We start from the raw sequence: 18,363 nt of genomic DNA, 5'->3' as shown, positions 1-18,363 counted from the left end.
CCAAGGCGCCGGTCACGACCGAGGTGGTCCGCTTTTACTCCGCCCAATGGCCGGAAATTGCGCCGCCGTTGACATTACCCGGTGACGCCGTTGCGGAACCCCGAATTCTTCGGCCCGAACTATGAAGTCTGACGGTCGCGTAGCGTCCTGCAGTCTGGCTTGCCCATCTTCGACACGGATGGCCCGCAGTTCGTACTGATGGCCATGGCCGGTGCCGAGCGATGAGAGATCCTCCATCAGCATCTCGAACACGAGACGGCTCTCCACTGTCGAAGAGAGCATACCCTTGACGTTCTCCATCACGAAGGCGGCCGGCCGAAGTTTGTCGAGCACCCTGATATACTCGCGGAAAAGATAGTGCCGTTCATCCTCTTCCGGCACATAGCCGACCTTGCCCCTCGAACGGGCGCGTCCCACGAGGGAATAGGCCTGACACGGCGGGCCCCCAATCAGGATCGTGTCGTCGTACTTGTTCTTCAGCGTTTCGATGGCGGCATCGATCGTAGTTGCTGCCGCCTCAGTGCCCAGTTCGAGCGAGCGCGCTTCGGCAACGGCATACCGCCAAGCAGATGCATCGATTTCTGACCAGTCCGGTTCCGACACAATCCCGGCATGGAAATCGATAAACTGTTTCGGCAGGGCTCCGTTGCGCGCCCGGCACTCGCGCAAGAACGCGCGCAGCGTCAGTGTCTGGTGGGCCGACGCCTCCTTCTCGACGGAGATGCCGATCCGGAATGGCGTCGTGCCGTCACAGACAAGTGAAGCGAACCCCTCGCCAAGTCCGCCAGGTCCGGCGAACAGATCAACAATGCCGAAAGTGGAAGGCAAATCAGGCTCCTGACGAACTTCATTCAGCCGGTGTATACTAGGTTCAGAGGCGAAAACCAGGACGCATTGTGACTGATATCGTGGATCAGCAGACCCGGTCCCGCATGATGTCCGGGATCAGGGCAAAGGACACGAAGCCCGAGCTAGCGCTTAGGCGGGCGTTGCACGCGCGTGGTTTCCGATTCCGGCTCCATTCAAAGGCGGTCCACGGTCGACCGGACCTCGTTCTGCCAAAGTATCGCGCCGTCGTCTTCGTGCATGGCTGTTTCTGGCATCGCCACGAGGGCTGCCGCTACACCACCACACCATCGACCCGCGAAGAGTTCTGGCAGGCCAAGTTCACTGCGAATGTGGCTCGGGACGCAGCTGTTCGCGGGAAGCTTCCGAAAGCAGGGTGGCGCGTTGCGACGGTCTGGGAATGCGGGCTCCGGAAGCCTGATCAGGTTGCCGCTTCGGTCAATCTCTTGGCGGCATGGCTGGTTTCTGATGTCGATCAGATCGAAATCGGCGCGAACAGTACGCAGGCGTTCTGACACATGCCTTCGTGCCTACGCATCGTCACCCGATCTTGCAGCCCCAAAAGGACGTCTGCTCCGCCGCGAAATGACCGTCCTGCGCGCGGAAGCTGCCCTGCAGCTCGACCGTGTCGCCGGCGGTCAGCACCACCATCGTCTGGAGCCAAAGCGCGGTCGCCTCGGAGACATGCGGGTCCTGTCAGACAGATTCTAACTGGTCTCAGAAAGGGCAGGATGACTGCCTTTTAGGCCGCGCAGAGACTGCGCCATTCGGCCAGGGCGGCAGCGCGGCTGAGCTTGAAATTTTGTCGGCTGGTGAGGCTGCGCTCCGAGTTGAAATGGTTGAAGACCGAGGCGTGGACAGAAGCAAATTTCTGCAGACTTCGCATGCGCCGAAAGCGTTGCATTGCCTGCTCTCGTCGTCGGAATGGCAGGTGCGAATTCTCCACCCTGTTGTTCAGCCAGCGACCCGTTACCTGCCTGTGGGCATTGCCGATGTCTTTCATCGCCGCACCATAGGACCTCAACTGGTCGGTCACCAGGACATGAGGTCGACCGTGGCGTTTCATTGATTTTCTGAGGAATTTCAATGCGGCCTTCTTGTCCCGCTTCTTCGTGACGTAGCTCTCAAGGACTTCGCCCTCGTGATCCACAGCCGCCACAGGTAGTGCCGTTCTCCATTGATCTTCACGAACATCTCATCCAGGTGCCAACGCCACTGCGGCCAGGACCGAAGCCGATCAGCACGTTTCTTGCGGATTTCAGACGCAAACATCGGACCGAACCTTTGCCACCAGAACCGGACCGTTTCGTGGCTGACATCGACGCCGCGCTCGTGAAGCAGATCTTCAACATTGCGCAGTGACAGGGGAAATCTGACGTACAGCATCACCGCCAGACGGATGATTTCTGGGCTGCTGTGGAAGTATTTGAACGGATCACGTTTCGGCATGCCGCGAAACTACGAGACCGCCCTGCCTGTCTCAACCGGATTCCTTCTGACACGGCCGGAACGCCTCTTCGGGTTCTCCTGACACCCAATATCAGCTTTCCCTGCTGTTGGATTCCATTTCCCTGATCCCCGTTTGAACATTCCCTGCTCGCGTCAGAAAATTCCCTGTTCCTTCACTTAGGGAATTTGCAGCCAAGCCATTGCAGACTGGCTCTTTTTCCGAGTGTGCCACTTGTGAAACCGACCAAAGCCACCAAGATTCGCTGTAAATCCAGCTGTATCAGGGAAATCTCGGCCAAAGCGCACCCGCCCAAAACCCGAACTGAGACTTCAGGGAAAATCCACGCCACAACTTGCTTCCACCACCGTCTCAGTTGAGGATATGGCCGCGCAACCCGCGGGAATTGCCGGAGAATTTCGGCTCAAAAAGCACAGGAAAGCTGAGACTGGGGTGGCTGGCGGTGCTGTCAGACAGATTCAAACCGGTCTCAGTTTCCCAAGAACCACGGAAACTTAGGTGGAACAAAGCTGACGCCACTCGGCGAGAGCAGCGTTGCGGATCAGCTTGAAATTGACCCAGGTGTAGAGGTGGCGCTCCTGATTAAAGTGGTTTGAGACCGAAGATTGAACGGCGGCAAATTTCTGTAGACTTCGCATGCGCCGAAAGCGCTGCATTGCCCGTTCTCGTCGTCGAAATGGCAGGTGTGAATTCTCGACCCTGCTGTTCAGCCAACGCCCTGTTCGCTGCAGGTTGGCGGCTCTGATTTCCCGCAAAGCGGCACGGTAGGAGGGCAATCTGTCGGTCACCAGGACCTCCGGTCGACCGTAGCGTTTCATCAGTTTTCTGAGGAATTTCAATGCGGCACGTTTGTTTCGGCGGTTCGTGACCACGGCCTCCAACACTTCGCCTTCGTGATCTACTGCCCGCCACATGTAGTGGCGCTCGCCGTTGATCTTCACGAAAACCTCGTCGACGTGCCACTGCCATTGCCGCCCGGAATTCAATCTCTCCGCCCGTCTTCGTCGGATCTCAGCGGCGAACATCGGCCCGAACCTGTTCCACCAAAACCGGATCGTTTCGTGGCTCACGTCGATCCCGCGCTCGTGCAGCAGGTCTTCGACATTCCTTAGCGACAGTGGGAAACGCACATACATCATCACCGCCAGGCGGATGATTTCCGGGCTGCTGTGGAATTACTTGAACGGATCAAGTTTGGTCATGGTGGAAAGCTACGAAACCGCTCTGCCAGCCTCAACAGAATTCCTTCTGACACCACCCAGTTACCGATCACTGTCTGCGACTGCGGGCTTATGCGTGCCGGTGCGATTTTTCGGTTTTGGTGTTGATGTGGCGTTGATGTATACTGGAATGTCAACAACCCGATAGTTTAAGCCTGACTATAAGCATTTGATGTGCTGAGATAACTTTGTTACGGGAGCAGGGTTTTGCCTTTACCGAACAACGGATAGGCTGCGTTGAGATAAACCCTGCTGCCGTGTTTACTCACCGCTACTCTAGGAGATCGAAGAAATCCGTCCCGATCTGCAGGTTGATCGACGACTGACCCTCGCCGTCGATCAGCGCCCACAGGATCTGCCCGGTAGGCCGGTAGATCACAAACGCCTCCTGCACCGCATCGTCACCCGAGCGTTCGCCGGCAGCGTTCTCAGTATGGGCAAAGTTGACCTGGAACTGCGCGCGTGACGCTGCGCTATTGCCGAAGAGTAGCACATCACCTTCGGCCGCACTGTAATCCTGCACCCAATCGGACCCGTGACCCTCAAGGCCCACGTGGAAGAATTTGTCCGCCCCAATCCCTCCGTTGATCCGGTCGGAGCCGAACCCACCGTTGACGAAGTCATCCCCTGCACCACCAAAGACAAGGTCGGAGAAGGCCGAGCCGGTGATGACATCATCGCCGTCCTGCCCCTGCAATTCATCGACGCCAAAGCCCCCGGCAATGGTGTCGTTGCCACCCTGTCCATAGACGAGGTCATTGCCCGCACCGCCGTCGATACTGTCGTGGCCCTCGCCGCCATAGATGATGTCGCGCAGGTCGTCGTCTGCGGGCCCGCCGATGATCGTATCGTCCCCATCGCCAGCGTTCAGCGTATCCGCGCCGGGACCACCGTCCAGGCTGTCGTTACCTTCGAAGGACACCAGCCGGTCCTCACCTTCAAGGCCGCGCAACGTGTCATTGCCCTTGTTGCCCTGCAGGAAGCTCAACCCTTCGGTATCGGCGAGATCGCGCGGCAAGGCCTCGATCGGCGCGGTGGCGGCGCTTTCCAGCCGCGAGACAATGCCGTAATCATCTGTATGCGTCACCTCGACGGTGATCCGCGCGCTGATCTGCTGTTCGCGCGGGCGAAACTCGGAAAGCGAGGCGCCGCCGATCAGGACCCCGTCGGCATACCACTGGTACCTGAGGTCTGCGGTTCCATCCTCGTCCTCAATCGAAGCCACATTAGCGACCAGTTGTTCACCCTCAAGCGCGGTTCCGTCGATAACCGGTGTGCCGGTGGTCGGATCGTCGACATTGGCGACCGCTGTGAAGACTTCCCGGGACTGCACCGATTCAGCTGTGCCCTGCTGGTCGATATAGCTGACCCGCGCAACGATCTGCGCGCCCACGTCGGCCTGCTTCAGCGTATAGCTTGTGCCCGTCGCCCCCTCGATCGTGATACCGTCGCGCAGCCAGGCATACTCAAGCTCGCCCAGACCGTCCTCGTCGCTAAGGGCCGAGGCATCGACCATCAGCGTCGCATCCTCTACATAGCTGCCGCTGACCACCGGGACGCCCACCACCGGATCGTTCACGTTCTCCACCGGGGCGGTGACGGGACTCAGCATGGTCTCGGGCGTGTTAAAGCTGTCGGTATAGGAGGCCGTGACCGAGATCTCGGCCCCGACGTCCTCCTGGGTCAGGGCAAAGGTCCTGAGCCTGGCATCCGCGATATCGACCCCGTCGCGGAACCACTGATAGGTCACGGTGCGATTGCGGATGCCGTCCCCGTCGATCAGCGAGACATTCGCGGTCAGGGTTTCACCCTCGCGCACAGTACCCGCGATGGTGACGCCGCCCGCCGGCGCATCATTGGTGTTCTGGATGCGGCCGAGCAACAGAGAGGTACTGCCGGCACCACCGAAATTGTCGGTCACGATGACCGACGCATAGAGCGTCTGGTTGACCCATCCCTGGTTGTCGACGGCGAAGCTGGCCTCTGCCCCTTCCTGCAAGGTGACGTCGACGCCGGCCGATGTGCGATAGTAGAAGCGGTAGGCGATGCTATCGATCCCGTCACGGTCGCTCAGACCCGAGGTATCGACTGTGATCACGTCGAACTGCGCCGGCACCGGCGGGAACCCCGGCAGGCTGCCGGTCATGCCGCTGGCGGTAATGCTGCCCAGCAGCGGATCGTCATTGTTGCGGACCGGCGCCGAAGGATCCGACAAGAAGGTCTCGGTCGTACCGAAGGCATCTATATAGCTGATCTGTAGGGTCAGGACCTGCCCAACCATGTCCTGTGTCGGCGTGTAGTTCCGATCGGTCGCGCCAGAGATTTCCACCCCGTCGGTCAACCATTGATATGTGATGCCCGGGGTGCCGTGGTTGATCTGGGACCCGGTCGCGTAATTGTCGCGGTCAATCACCGAGATAAGGGCGCCTACCGATTGCCCCTCGACTGGATCATTGACCCGGATCAGGCCCTCGGGCGCGTCATTCACGTTCTGCACCGGAACTGAGGGCGCCGAGATCACCGTCTCGCTGTTGCCTGCGCCGTCGATGAACGTAACCTGGGCGGCGATGCGCTGGCCGGCGGTCGCGTAACTCAGCTCACCGTTCCAGACACGGTTACCCAGACCGCCTTCGGCATCGAGCACGAAGAACTGCACCTGCGCGTCCGACAGGCCCGCCGTGCCCTGCGCATCGGTGATGGCGGTCAGGTCCACGTCTGCGCGGGTCAGGGTCCGCCCCTCGACCAGGTTGTCAGGGTTGATCGTGGCCACGCCTTCGGCCAGGCTGTTGACCTGCAGTATCTCGAAACCCCGGCCGCCCGAGGCGCCATAGGCGATCTTGCCATCCTCCAGCACGGCCAGCGACAGGTCGTCGTAGGACAGGCCGGACGTGTTGAACTGGTTCGGATCACCCAGCGCCGCACCGGCCCCATCGAAGAGCTGGCCATAGCCGTCGCCGTAGATCATCAGGAAGCCACCCGACGGCAGAGCCAAGATGTCGGCCAGTTGGGCATAGCCGATGTCAGGCAGTGGATCGAACCGCTGCAGGGCCGCGCGCGCTGTGCCGTCGGCGTTGAACAGCTGGAACTCGATCGAAGTGTTGCCATCCGACCAGGCGACGATGTAGCCACCATCGGACAGGGTTGCGATCTTGGGATTGCGCTCGGCCGCGACATCGCTGGTCAGCCGCTGCGGCCCGCCCTGCAATGAGCCATCGGCATTGTAGCGCTGCACGAAGATGTCCGAGAACTGTCGGCTTCCGGCGCTCAGGTATTCCGTGCCCCGTGCCAGAAAGGTACCGACCAGCTTCCCGTCCTCAAGCAAAGTTAGCGCGCCATCACGAACACTACCAAAAAGCTCCACCGCCTCAAGCGCCGCCGACATGTCGGGGCGCAAGGTGGTCCGCAACGTCCCGTCCGCATCGTAGAAGCTGAGGTTCACGACCGGGCTGTTGGTCGCCCAGAGCAGCGCGATGCCGCCATCGTCCAGCGCCACGACCTGCGAGAAGGTCAACACATCCGACGAACCCGCGTTGTCATCCGCAAGGATGCCGAGATCGTCGATGGTACTGCCATCAGCCGAGATCCTGTAGGCCCTGAGCGCATCCGCAGTCGAGGTGACCAGGATGCTGCCGGAGGCCTCGACCACTGCATCGAGCCGATAGTTCGATCCGCTTGTCTCCAGCCGGATCCCGCTGAAATCCCGCGCCTGCCCGTCCGAATCGTGAAACCGCCCGTTGATGCCGCCACCGGCTAAACCGGTCGCGGACCAGACCGAGAAGAACCCGCCCGCGGGAAGGGCGACAACGGCCGTATGGCCTGGGGTCTGCGTGGGCCCTCCCACCCAGGGAGAATAGTCGCTGATCGCTGGAAACGGGGAAACTTCGAGGTCAGGCACTGATCCATCCATGTTTTTTATGCTTCACAAATGAATAATATCAAAACCAGCAGAGGAACAAGCCCTTGGCGGCACGGGCCCGCCCGGCGTAGAGATGTGGTTCGGTTTGTCTGAATGGTGCTGGCAGACTAATGCGAACCAGTCTCAGCAAGGGCAGGATGACTGCCTTTTAGGCCGCGCAAAGACCGCGCCACTCGGAGAGAGCGGCGGCGCGGTTCAGCCTGAAGATCGTTCGGGACGTAAGGCTGCGCTCCGAGTTGAAATGGTTGCAGACCGAGGCATGGACAGCGGCGAATTTCTGTAAACTTCGCATTCGCCGAAACCGCAGCATCGCCCGTTCTCGTCGTCTGAATGGCAGGTGTGAGTTCTCGGCCCGGTGCTGCCAGACGAATGCGAACCAGTCTCTCCAGGGGCAGTATGGCTGTCCCTTATGCCGCGCAAAGACCGCGCCACTCGGCGAGAGCGGCGGCGCGGTTCAGCTTGAAAGTCGTTCGGGAAGTGAGGCTGCGCTCCGAGTTGAAATGGTTGCAGACCGAGGCATGGACAGCGGCGAATTTCTGCAAACTTCGCATCCTGCGGAACCGTAGCATTGCCCGTTCTCGTCGTCGGAATGGCAGGTGCGAGTTCTCGGCCCGATTGTTCAACCAGCGACCCGTTTCCTGGCGATGGCTCGCACCGATTTCCCTCAGAGCGGCACCGTAGGACCTGAGCCTGTCGGTTACGATCGCTTCCGGGCGACCATGCTTGCGCATTGCTTTCCTTAGAAATTTCAGCGCGGCTTTCTTGTCCCGCTTCTTCGTGACGAAGCTCTCAAGGACTTCGCCCTCGTGATCCACAGCTCGCCAAAGGTAGTGGCGTTCGCCATTGATCTTCACGAACATCTCGTCGAGATGCCAGCTCCATCGGCTGGATTTCATCCCTGCAATCCTGCGCTTTCGGATTTCAGCGGCGAACATCGGCCCGAACCTGTGCCACCAGAACCGCACCGCTTCGTGGCTCACATCAATGCCGCGCTCGTGCAGAAGGTCTTCCACGTTCCGCAGCGACAACGGGAACCGGATGTACAGCATGACCGCCAAGCGGATGATCTCTGGGCTGGTCTTGAAATAGCGAAACGGGGATCTTTTTGTCATGGCTGGACGCTACAAAACCGCCCTGCCCGCCTCAAGCCGGTTTGCTTTGACAGCACCATCGGGAACAACGTGCTGCAAGTCGATTTCCGGCCCGTGCGCGACGGCCCGATCCGGTGCAATCGCAAGCTTGGCGGCATTGTCACATCCTACACCCGCGAGGTGGCCTGAGTGCCATGGCCGAGCGAAACCAATCCCAAAGATGGACAGCGCCGGTTTCGTCGTGTCGGGTTTCACCACCTTAAGTTATTGTTTTTGAAACGTTGTGCAAAACCCTCCGCCCGCCATTGACTCAGCGGCCACGCCCCGCATCAGGGCTGCTCGGAGGCTCTAGTTTCCCTGTGAGACGCGTTCCTGATAGCTCCGCTCGCGCTCCGGCCAAGCGCTCTTAATGTAGGCGATTACCGCGCGAATTTCCGCGTCGCTCAGATCGCCTCCGAACCCCGGCATATCGCTCTTGTAGCCGCCCCCGACGACCGAGGCCGTGCCTTCCTTCACGATGCGGAACAGCACACTGTCGGGATGATGCCAGGTATGACCGGTCTCGTCGTGTGGTGGGGCGGGCAGACGGCCGTCCGGGCCGGGCGAGCGCCATTCTGGTTGGCCCTCGAGCTTCGCGCCATGACACGAGGCACAGGCCTCGGCGTAGACCGCGGCGCCACGGGACAGATCAGGCCCCTTCATTCGAGGCCAAGCCAGAGCCACGGCAGCGACAGCAGCGGAAACAGCTGAGATCCAGACCCAAGAGCGCATCATGACCCTCCGTCAAAAAAAAGCCGCCCGCCGACACATCGGCGCGCGGCTTCGGCTTATTGCACCTCGATCTCGGTCACGGTCAGCTTGCCATTCACGCGATCTGCGGTGAACAGGATCTGTGTTCCCTCGGACAGGCCTTCGAGCATGGACGGATCTGCGACGACAAACACCATTTTCATTGCCGGCATATCGAGGTTTTCGAGAGGTCCGTGGTCAATGGTGACCTTGTTCCACTGGGTGTCCACCTTGGTCACGGTACCAGTCGCCATCGGGTGCTCGCCGGCCGAAAGTGCACCGGAAACGGCGATTGCAGCAATGGCGGCAAAAGACAGAAGTTTCATCTTGGGTTTCTCCGAGGTTCAGTTGACGACAAGCGCGCCATGCATGCCGCCTTCGTAATGTCCGGGCAGCAGGCAGGCGAATTCGAAAGTGCCGGGGTTGGCGAAGGTCCACAGGATCTCGGCCTCTTCACCGGGTTCGAGCCTGACGGCGTTGGGATCGTCGTGTTCCATTTCGGGAAACCGCGCCATCATTTCCTTGTGCTCGGCATTCGCATGCATCGTGTCCATGACGAACTCGTGCACTTCCTCTCCTTCGTTCACGATATGCAGGCGCACGGTTTCCCCGGCAGAGAAGATCAGTTCCTTCTGGTCGAAGATGTAGACGTTCTCGCCCTCGTAATCCTCTTTCATCACAACTTTTACAGTCCGTGTCGGACTGGTTTCGGCGGGTTTGCCGACGGCCATGCCCTCTTGGTGACCATGGCCGCCGGAATGTGTGCCGCCAGCCAGCGCCAAGGTTGGCGCAAGCATGATCGCAAGGGCTGTAATTGCTGTCTTCATGAGCTGTTCTCCTTTGGTGCTAGTTTTCGTTATCCTTGGCGGATGCCGCCGCGAGGCGTCAGGATTGTCCGGGGGTTGGTGTTGCTGGCATGCTCGGGCAGTTCGCCGGTCCATTCATAGGCTTGGGTTCCGGGCGGATTCTGGTACCAGCCCGGGTCGGAGTAGTCGTCCGGCGCTATGCCCTCGCGGACCTTCACGACCGAGAACATCCCACCCATTTCCAATGGGCCATGTGGCCCCCAACCAGCCATCATCGGCACCGTGTTGTGAGGGATCTCCATCGACATCTCGCCCATGTCGGCCATGCCGGCCGTGCCCATCGGCATGTAACCTGGTTGCTGGCGGCGGATTTTTTCGGTGACCCGTGTCTTGTTGGCGCCGATGAACGTCGGGATGTCATGACCCATGGCATTCATCGTGTGATGCGACTTATGACAATGGATCGCCCAATCGCCTTCATGGATCGCATCGAATTCATAGGCCCGCATTGCTCCGACGGGAATGTCGATCGACACTTCCGGCCAGCGCGCGCTTTCTGGAACCCAACCACCGTCAGTACAGGTCACCTGGAAATCGTAGCCATGCATATGGATCGGGTGATTGGTCATCGTCAGGTTGCCGCAACGTACCCGCACCCGGTCGCCCTTGTTGACGACCAAAGGATCGATGTCGGGGAAAATCCGGCTGTTCCAGGTCCAGAGATTGAAATCCGTCATCTCCATGATCCGGGGAATGTAGGTTCCCGGATCGATGTCATATGCGGCCAGAAGGAAGGCAAAGTCGCGGTCCACCGGCATGAAGGCCGGGTCGCGGGGATGCACGATGAACAACCCCATCATGCCCATCGCCATCTGCACCATCTCGTCGGCATGCGGGTGGTACATAAAGGTGCCGGATTTCACGAGGTCGAACTCGTAGACAAACGTCTTTCCCGGTGGAATACCGGGGTGGCTCAGCCCGCCGACGCCGTCCATGCCCGAGGGCAGGATCAAGCCGTGCCAATGGACCGACGTGTGCTCGGGCAGACGGTTGGTGACGTAGATCCGCACCCGTTCACCTTCGACGGCCTCGATGGTTGGCCCGGTCGACTGGCCATTATATCCCCAAAGGCGGGCGATCATGCCGTCGGCCATGATCCGTTCGACGGGTTCGGCTACAAGATGGAACTCCTTCACGTCGCCGTTCATCCGGTATGGCAATGACCAGCCATTCAGGGTCACGACCGGGTTGTAGTCGAACCTGTCGGTCGGGCGTGGCGGTACCTGGGTATATGGGCTGTCCGTGAACGCCGCCTCGGGCAAATCCCTGAACCGGGTCTGAGCAGCACCCGCATTTGCCAGAACCGCGCCGGCACCTGCGGTCAAGCCAGCACCCAGAAGTTGTCTACGATTTATCATTCGTCATCTCCCTCTTTACCACCTGTGCTTGCGGACCCGCCCCAGATCGCCGCAGTCACAGCGGTTTCGGCCAGCCAGTAGTCCCGTTTCGCCTCGGCTGCGCCAAGCTCTGCTTCAAGCCCGTCACGGGCGTCTTCCAACAGTTCAAACGTGGAGGTGATCATGCCGTTGTAGGATTTCAGGGCCTCCTCATCGATCGTTCGCCTGAGTGGCAGAACGGTGTCACGCCAATGGCGCGCAACCGAATGCTTGCCCGTGACCGCCATATGAGCCGCGCGGGCCTCGGTTCGGGCGCCGACAGCCGCTTCTGCCAGAAGGTTCGCTGCCTTCAGATAGGCAAGAGAGCCGCGGCGCGAGATCAACTTGCTGCTGTCATAAAGTGGGATCTCAAAATCAATGACCGGGACGACCGACGTATCGCCGCTGTCACGCTCGATCTCTGCGCCCAATGCGATCTCAAGATCGGAAAACACCCGTGTCTGGCCTGTCAGGCGATACTCGGCCGCGATCGCCTCCAGCTCAAGCCGACCAGCGGCGAGATCGACCCGATTTTGCAAGGCCAGCCGCTCGATATCCGGGCTGGATCGCGGTTGCCCGGGCAAGCCGGGAAGCGCATCAGGCACATAGAACCTGGCTTGCCCCAAGGACACGCCCATCAGGCGCGCGAGGCGACCCTTGGCCAGTTCGGCTTCCAGCCTGGCATCAGCAAGCTCGGCGGCGAGTTCGGCATTGAACGCATGTTCGCGTGCCTGGTCTGCTACACCCAGGGCACCGGTCCTGCCGAGTTCTGTTGCCAGTTCAGAGGCCGCATCGGCGGCGTTCTGTGTGCGGGCGATCAGGGCCGTAGTCTCAAACGCCGCCACGGCTTCGATCCAGGCACGGCGCGTTTCCACGGCCAGAGCTATTGTGTCGCCGGCGGCGGCAAGCTGCGCCTGTTCGAAGCGAAGCTCGGCGACCTTGGTTCTGGGCTTCACCGTGGCTGCCTCCACCAAGGCCGTGATCAAGGCAGCCTCAAGGGTTCGAGTAACGTCTCCGGCGAGACCCGTGATCGATACGCCAATTGATGGCACTGGCCCGATCGCGGTCTCCCAGACGTCCGCAGCAGACAGGCCCAGATCGGAATAGCTTGCCTGAAGCCCCCGGTTGTTCAGCAATGCGACCTGAACAGCGGTATCCGAACTCACAGTCTTGCCCTGGATCATGGACAAGGCCTTGGATTCGGCGGCATTGATTTCTGAAGCGTTTAGGTGCCATGCCGGTGTCCCGGCCTGAGCCTGCTGAGTACGGTTGGTTACCGCGTCAAGACCCGCGCGCGGGGCGCTGACCTTGTTTATGGTGCCAATGTCTGCGCAGGCCGCCAGAACACCGACGAGCGCGAAAGAGGAAACAAGTCTGGTCTTCATGCTCAGTTTCCCGCCTGCGCATCGTTCACGCCGCGCCAGTCCGCAGGCTCGACCACACTGTACCCGCCGTATCGGACCGCCGGGCCTGAAGTGACATGGGAAGGCAGGGCGGCAGAACTGTCACGGTCTGAGCCCAGTGGAAGTGGCTCAAGCGGCGAACACGCCACAAGTGCCAGCGGCGTTAAAGCCGCAAAGAGAATTCTCATGGAAGTTTAACTCGCGTTGTTTTGATCGTTTCAGGGCGCGCTAGCGCTTTGCCCCAAGAGAGAAACGATCAAGCACGCGGCGGGCGACGCAGACCCTCGGGACTGGCCTGTTCCGTCATGGAACGCGCATAGGTTTGGCCATCCGAGTTGCGGAAATCTGTCAATATCTCGGTCCCATGTTGGAGATCCACGATAGTGACCGCACAGAAATGCAACTCGCAGTGGCTAGCGGAATGCTGCTTGGGTTCGCCTGCGGCGTGATGATCAAGCGATCCTGCCGCAGGGTGTGCGTGCACTGCATGATGATCGAGAACGGTCGAAGACACAGCGATCATCGACGAAGGTTCTTGGCACATCACCCCTGCAACCAATTTCGCAGGATAAAGCAACACAAAGACCGCGAAAAAAGTCGCGACCAAGCATGCTGCTATTCTGCAAATCTTATTCATGATTTTTGGATACATTATTGGGTGCAGGTCAGCAATATAGTTTTGCCTGGCGAGCCATCGAAACAACGGCTCGTTTACACAATGACGCCACACACGATCTGAATTGTCATTGTTCTTGAAGAAAGATGTCATCCGGGAGATCGCACCTTTCTTGGGCGCGAAGAATGCGAGCGTTAACTGGCCCGAACCGGCGTGCGACCAAAAATGCCTTGGGTTTATTGCCCCTCTAGCGAACAGGTCCTCAGCCGCAGATATGACCACATGGCCGCGCGTCCGCATAGCGCCCATCTCATATCGGTAGTTCGATTTTCCGACATCATTCATTTTCGTCCGGCACGTTCGCGACCGGGGCCCGCAAATCTTCCACGTCGACGAGATCTGGTACAGGCGCATCGCCGGTCACGAAAGAAGATGTTCCGTTGAAACCCAAGGCTTGGCCAAAGCGCTCAGACCTTTCAATGCGCGCCTCGATTTGCAACTTTTTCATATCCCTTTGGAGTTGCTCGAGATCAAACTCTGCAACTTCGACAATCCGCGTAACCGTTACTTTCTCGGCCCGTTAGCTCAGGTTGCGTGACGCAGATTACAGATCCCTGCCACGACTCATGTTAGCCTGAGGTCATTCAGTGGAGGTTCCCATGACCATTTCATCGACAAAACCCGCTAACATTCTTGATAGTTTGGTGCGTGCATTCCAGCAGTGCGCCAAGATGCAACGTCGCGTCGACCGGTTCCACTGACCCCTTTACCTCCCCGTGGACTTTGTCCACCAACTAGCCCCGGAGGTCTTCCCAGAGGCGCAGGTGCTGTCAGACAGATGAGAACCAGTCTCCACAAGGGCAGTGACGCTGCCCTTTAGGCCGTGCCCAGTTGACGCCACTCGGCAAGAGCGGCGGCGCGGTTCTTTTTGAAGGTGGCTCTGGAGGAGAGGCTGCGCTCCGAGTTGAAATGGTTGAAGACAGAAGCGTGAACGGCGGCGAATTTCTGCAAACTTCGCATTCTACGGAAACGCTGCATCGCCCGTTCTCTTCGTCGGAATGGCAGGTGCGAATTCTCCGCCCGATTGTTCAGCCAGCGGCCTGTTTCCTGCCTGTCGGCATTGCCGATGTCCTTCAATGCAGCGCCGTAGGACCGAAGCTGATCCGTCACAATGATTTCTGGCCGGCCATAGCGCTTCATTGATTTTTTGATGAATTTCAACGCGGCTTTCTTGTTTCGCGTCTTTGTCACGAAGCTTTCCAGGACTTCGCCTTCGTGATCCACGGCCCGCCAAAGATAGTGCCGCTCGCCGTTGATCTTCACAAACATCTCATCCAGGTGCCATCTCGGTGCTGCCAGACGAATGCGAACCAGTCTCTCCAGGGGCAGTATGGCTGTCCCTTATGCCGCGCAAAGACCGCGCCACTCGGCGAGAGCGGCGGCGCGGTTCATCTTGAAATTCGCTCTGGAGGTGAGACTGCGCTCCGAGTTGAAATGGTTGCAGACCGAGGCATGAACAGCGGCGAATTTCTGTAAACTTCGCATTCGCCGAAACCGTAGCATTGCCCGTTCTCGTCGTCGGAATGGCAGGTGCGAGTTCTCGGCCCGATTGTTCAACCAGCGACCCGTTTCCTGGCGATGGCTGGCACCGATTTCCCTCAGAGCGGCACCGTAGGACCTGAGCCTGTCGGTTACGATCGCTTCCGGGCGACCGTGCTTACGCATTGCTTTTCTTAGAAATTTCAGCGCAGCCTTCTTGTCTCGTTTCTTCGTGACGAAGCTCTCAAGAATTTCGCCCTCGTGATCCACAGCCCGCCAAAGGTAGTGTCTTTTGCCATTGATCTTCACGAACATCTCGTCGAGATGCCAGCCCCATCGGCTGGATTTCATCCCTGAAATCCTGCGCTTTCGGATTTCAGCGGCGAACATCGGCCCGAACCTGTGCCACCAGAACCGCACCGCTTCGTGGCTCACATCAATGCCGCGCTCGTGCAGAAGGTCTTCCACGTTCCGCAGCGACAACGGGAACCGGATGTACAGCATGACCGCCAAGCGGATGATCTCTGGGCTGGTCTTGAAATAGCGAAACGGGGATCTTTTGGTCATGGCTGGACGCTACAAAACCGCCCTGCCCGCCTCAAGCCGGTTTACTTTGACAGTGCCCTCAGCTCTGTTGTTCAGCCAGCGACCCGTTTCCTGCCTGTGAGCATTGCCGATGTCTTTCATCGCCGCGCCGTAGGATCTCAACTGGTCGGTCACCAGGACATGAGGTCGACCGTGGCGTTTCATTGATTTTCTGAGGAATTTCAATGCGGCCTTCTTGTCCCGCGTCTTCGTGACGTAGCTTTCGAGAACCTCACCTTCGTGGTCGACGGCCCGCCAAAGGTAGTGCCGTTCTCCATTGATCTTCACGAACATTTCATCCAGGTGCCACTGCCACTGCGGCCAGGACCGAAGCCGATCAGCGCGTTTCTTGCGGATCTCGGACGCAAACATCGGACCGAACCTTTGCCACCAAAACCGGACCGTTTCGTGGCTGACATCGACGCCGCGCTCATGAAGCAGATCCTCGACATTGCGCAGTGACAGGGGAAATCTGACGTACAACATAACCGCCAGACGAATGATCTCTGGGCTGCTGTGGAAGTATTTGAACGGATCACGTTTCGGCATGCCGTCAGGCTACGAGACCGCCCTGCCCGCCTCAACCGGATTCCTTCTGACACCGCCAGCTGGATTGATGAAGCCCGGTTGGTTCAAGCCAGCAGATCGAACACGTCGCTACCGATCTGCAGATTGATGCTGCTTTGCCCATCACCATCGACCAAAGCCCACATGATCTGGCCCGTCGGGCGGTAGATCACGAACGCCTCCATCACGCCGTCGTCACCCGCACGTTCGCCCTCGGAATTCTCGGTATGGGCGAAGTTGACTTGGAACTGGTCCCGCGTGGCTGAGGCGATACCAAAGAGAAGAACATCGCCCTCGGCGTAGGAGCAATCCTGCACCCAGTCCGAGCCATGGCCTTCGACACCCACGTGGAAGAACTTGTCCGCGCCTGTGCCGCCGTTGATCCGGTCATGGCCGAAGCCACCGTTGACGAAGTCGTCGCCTGCGCCACCGAACACGAGGTCAGAGAAGGCCGAGCCGGTGATCACGTCATCCCCGTCCTGGCCCTGCAACTCGTCTACGCCAAAGCCTCCGGCGATGGTGTCGTTGCCGCCCATGCCATAAACCAGATCATTGCCATATCCAGCATCGACGCTATCATGCCCCGATCCAGCATAAACAATATCCCGCAGATCTGCCGATGAAGCACCACCGAAAATCCGGTCGTCCCCGTCGCCGCCGTTCAGCGTGTCGTTGCCGTCGCCTCCGAACAGCGTATCGTTGCCGACATTGCCATTAAGGTTATTGATACCGGAATTGCCGAACAACATGTCATTTCCAGAACCCCCGGAAATCGTGTCGTCGCCCTGGCCACCCAAAACGGTATCATCGCCGGCCCCACCGTCGCCAATGTCGTTCCCGGATCCACCATCAATCATATCGTCTAAATCGGTTTCCGAACTCCCGCCAAACAACACGTCATCACCGTCATTCCCGTACAGTGTGTCGCGGCCGTCACCGCCATCCAACGTGTCGTTGCCCAAACCACCATCCAGATGGTCATTGCCGGCTTCGCCGATCAAACTGTCGTTCCCTTGACCTCCATTCAATGAGTCCGCACCAGAGCCTCCCGAAAGATGGTCCAAGCCTGTTCCACCATCGAGTGTATCCAAGCCAGCACCACCGGAAATAGTATCGTTCCCGGCTCCACCCTCGGCAATGTCATTACCGGCGCCGCCATTGATGACATCACCCAGATCAGCCTCTGAGTTTCCACCAAACAGCACGTCGTCGCCGTCATGACCCTCAAGCGTGTCCCGGCCATCACCGCCGTCGATAGTGTCATCGCCAACGCCCCCATTGAGGAAGTCGTTTCCGGTCTCGGCTGCCAGGCTGTCATTGCCATCGCCGCCGTTGATCGTATCTGCACCGGACGCACCGGTCAGTTGGTCGTCGCCCGCAAGTCCGAGCAGGGAAGATCCACCATCACTGGCCACGATCGTGTCGTCCCCCAAGCTGCCCGTGGCATGTTCGAAGCCTGAAATGATGTCTCCTTCGGCGTCCCCGCCAGAAACTGTTTGTGCCTCCAAGTCGATGCGCACACCCGTGCCTGTCGAGTTTTCGTAGGAAATCGTGTCAGAACCCGTTCCGGCCGACAGCGTATCGATACCCTCTCCTGCGATCAGGCTGTCGCTTCCAGCTCCGCCGCGGAAATCGTCATCGCCCTCACCGCCAACGATGATGTCATTCCCATCGCCACCATCGAGAAGGTCATCTCCCGCCCGACCGACAAGGTTGTCATTGTCTTGCCCCCCATAAATAGAGTCCCGACCGACGCTTCCGGTGAGTCGGTCATTGCCACCAAGACCATGGAGTTCCGATCCCGCATCAGCGGCCAGGATCGTATCGTCGCCCTGGCTGCCACTCGCGTGCTCAAATCCCGAAATGCTGTCCCCTTCGGCATCACCGCCAGAAACGGTTTGCGCCGCCAAGTCGATGCGAACCCCCATGCCCGTCGAGCGTTCATAGGAAATCGTGTCCGCGCCTGTGCCACCCGACAGCGTATCTTCCCCACTACTGCCGATAAGGCTGTCATCGCCGCCGCCACCGCGAAAATCGTCATTGCCGCTGCCACCAATGACCGTCTCGTCCCCAGCACCTCC

13 protein-coding genes and 5 pseudogenes are annotated in these 18,363 nt (G+C 59.3%); 1 reads left to right on the top strand and 17 read right to left on the bottom strand.

Annotation, left to right across the window (positions count from 1 at the left end):
• Positions 1-12: 12 nt before the first annotated feature.
• The gene (locus tag OE747_RS23700; protein WP_263830920.1) at positions 13-828 is read right to left on the bottom strand and encodes a DNA cytosine methyltransferase; all 816 of its coding nucleotides are present in this window, start codon (positions 826-828) and stop codon (positions 13-15) included.
• 68 nt (positions 829-896) lie between these two features.
• Between OE747_RS23700 and OE747_RS23695 the strand changes: the two genes are divergently transcribed.
• Complete coding sequence (locus OE747_RS23695) at positions 897-1,361, top strand: very short patch repair endonuclease (RefSeq protein ID WP_263830919.1); 465 nt, start codon at positions 897-899, stop codon at positions 1,359-1,361.
• 227 nt (positions 1,362-1,588) lie between these two features.
• Here OE747_RS23695 and OE747_RS23690 read toward each other — a convergent pair.
• The 16 genes and pseudogenes from OE747_RS23690 to OE747_RS23615 form a co-directional block, all read right to left on the bottom strand.
• Positions 1,589-2,295 (bottom strand): annotated as a pseudogene (locus OE747_RS23690) (IS6 family transposase).
• Between the two features lie 513 nt (positions 2,296-2,808).
• Positions 2,809-3,516, bottom strand: a pseudogene (locus OE747_RS23685) (IS6 family transposase).
• 289 nt (positions 3,517-3,805) lie between these two features.
• Positions 3,806-7,429, bottom strand: a complete 3,624-nt coding sequence (locus OE747_RS23680; RefSeq protein WP_263830918.1) for a calcium-binding protein — start codon at positions 7,427-7,429, stop codon at positions 3,806-3,808.
• 169 nt (positions 7,430-7,598) lie between these two features.
• Positions 7,599-7,808: pseudogene (locus OE747_RS23675) on the bottom strand (IS6 family transposase); the annotation flags it as partial.
• Between the two features lie 49 nt (positions 7,809-7,857).
• On the bottom strand, positions 7,858-8,562 hold the full coding sequence (locus OE747_RS23670) for an IS6 family transposase (protein ID WP_263830917.1): 705 nt from the start codon (positions 8,560-8,562) through the stop codon (positions 7,858-7,860).
• 327 nt (positions 8,563-8,889) lie between these two features.
• Complete coding sequence (locus OE747_RS23665) at positions 8,890-9,243, bottom strand: c-type cytochrome (RefSeq protein ID WP_404818354.1); 354 nt, start codon at positions 9,241-9,243, stop codon at positions 8,890-8,892.
• A gap of 125 nt (positions 9,244-9,368) precedes the next feature.
• A complete protein-coding gene (locus OE747_RS23660; RefSeq protein ID WP_263830915.1) occupies positions 9,369-9,656 on the bottom strand; it encodes a copper-binding protein in 288 nt (95 codons plus the stop codon).
• Between the two features lie 18 nt (positions 9,657-9,674).
• The gene (locus OE747_RS23655) at positions 9,675-10,157 is read right to left on the bottom strand and encodes a cupredoxin domain-containing protein (protein WP_263830914.1); all 483 of its coding nucleotides are present in this window, start codon (positions 10,155-10,157) and stop codon (positions 9,675-9,677) included.
• 29 nt (positions 10,158-10,186) lie between these two features.
• Entirely contained in the window at positions 10,187-11,554 is a 1,368-nt protein-coding gene (locus OE747_RS23650; RefSeq protein ID WP_263830913.1) for a multicopper oxidase family protein, read from the bottom strand.
• Entirely contained in the window at positions 11,551-12,957 is a 1,407-nt protein-coding gene (locus OE747_RS23645; RefSeq protein WP_263830912.1) for a TolC family protein, read from the bottom strand. The genes OE747_RS23650 and OE747_RS23645 overlap by 4 nt, the downstream gene beginning before the upstream one ends.
• Before the next feature lie 274 nt (positions 12,958-13,231).
• Positions 13,232-13,936: a hypothetical protein gene (locus tag OE747_RS23640; RefSeq protein WP_263830911.1), complete on the bottom strand. Its 705-nt coding sequence runs from the start codon at positions 13,934-13,936 to the stop codon at positions 13,232-13,234.
• Positions 13,929-14,099, bottom strand: a complete 171-nt coding sequence (locus OE747_RS23635) for a thioredoxin domain-containing protein (protein WP_263830910.1) — start codon at positions 14,097-14,099, stop codon at positions 13,929-13,931. Before OE747_RS23635 ends, OE747_RS23640 begins: the two co-directional genes overlap by 8 nt.
• Before the next feature lie 368 nt (positions 14,100-14,467).
• Positions 14,468-14,938, bottom strand: a pseudogene (locus tag OE747_RS23630) (IS6 family transposase); the annotation flags it as partial.
• Positions 14,939-14,992: 54 nt separating this feature from the next.
• On the bottom strand, positions 14,993-15,697 hold the full coding sequence (locus tag OE747_RS23625; protein ID WP_263830909.1) for an IS6 family transposase: 705 nt from the start codon (positions 15,695-15,697) through the stop codon (positions 14,993-14,995).
• 51 nt (positions 15,698-15,748) lie between these two features.
• Positions 15,749-16,264 (bottom strand): annotated as a pseudogene (locus OE747_RS23620) (IS6 family transposase); the annotation flags it as partial.
• 83 nt (positions 16,265-16,347) lie between these two features.
• A partial coding sequence (locus tag OE747_RS23615) for a calcium-binding protein (protein WP_318527338.1) occupies positions 16,348-18,363 on the bottom strand: 2,016 nt, incomplete at its 5' end.

The sequence above is a fragment of the Ruegeria aquimaris genome (assembly GCF_025751555.1).
In the GTDB taxonomy this organism is placed as follows: Bacteria; Pseudomonadota; Alphaproteobacteria; order Rhodobacterales; family Rhodobacteraceae; genus Ruegeria_B; species Ruegeria_B aquimaris.
The sequence above is the reverse complement of the archived record's forward strand: the minus strand, read 5'-3'. Positions and strand labels throughout refer to the sequence as shown.

Coding starts and splice junctions, on each gene's coding strand:
- OE747_RS23670 (WP_263830917.1), bottom strand. CDS start 8,562: ATGACAAAAAGATCCCCGTTTCGCTATTTCAAGACCAGCCCAGAGATC.
- OE747_RS23665 (WP_404818354.1), bottom strand. CDS start 9,243: ATGAAGGGGCCTGATCTGTCCCGTGGCGCCGCGGTCTACGCCGAGGCC.
- OE747_RS23660 (WP_263830915.1), bottom strand. CDS start 9,656: ATGAAACTTCTGTCTTTTGCCGCCATTGCTGCAATCGCCGTTTCCGGT.
- OE747_RS23655 (WP_263830914.1), bottom strand. CDS start 10,157: ATGAAGACAGCAATTACAGCCCTTGCGATCATGCTTGCGCCAACCTTG.
- OE747_RS23650 (WP_263830913.1), bottom strand. CDS start 11,554: ATGATAAATCGTAGACAACTTCTGGGTGCTGGCTTGACCGCAGGTGCC.
- OE747_RS23645 (WP_263830912.1), bottom strand. CDS start 12,957: ATGAAGACCAGACTTGTTTCCTCTTTCGCGCTCGTCGGTGTTCTGGCG.
- OE747_RS23640 (WP_263830911.1), bottom strand. CDS start 13,936: ATGAATGATGTCGGAAAATCGAACTACCGATATGAGATGGGCGCTATG.
- OE747_RS23635 (WP_263830910.1), bottom strand. CDS start 14,099: ATGAAAAAGTTGCAAATCGAGGCGCGCATTGAAAGGTCTGAGCGCTTT.
- OE747_RS23625 (WP_263830909.1), bottom strand. CDS start 15,697: ATGACCAAAAGATCCCCGTTTCGCTATTTCAAGACCAGCCCAGAGATC.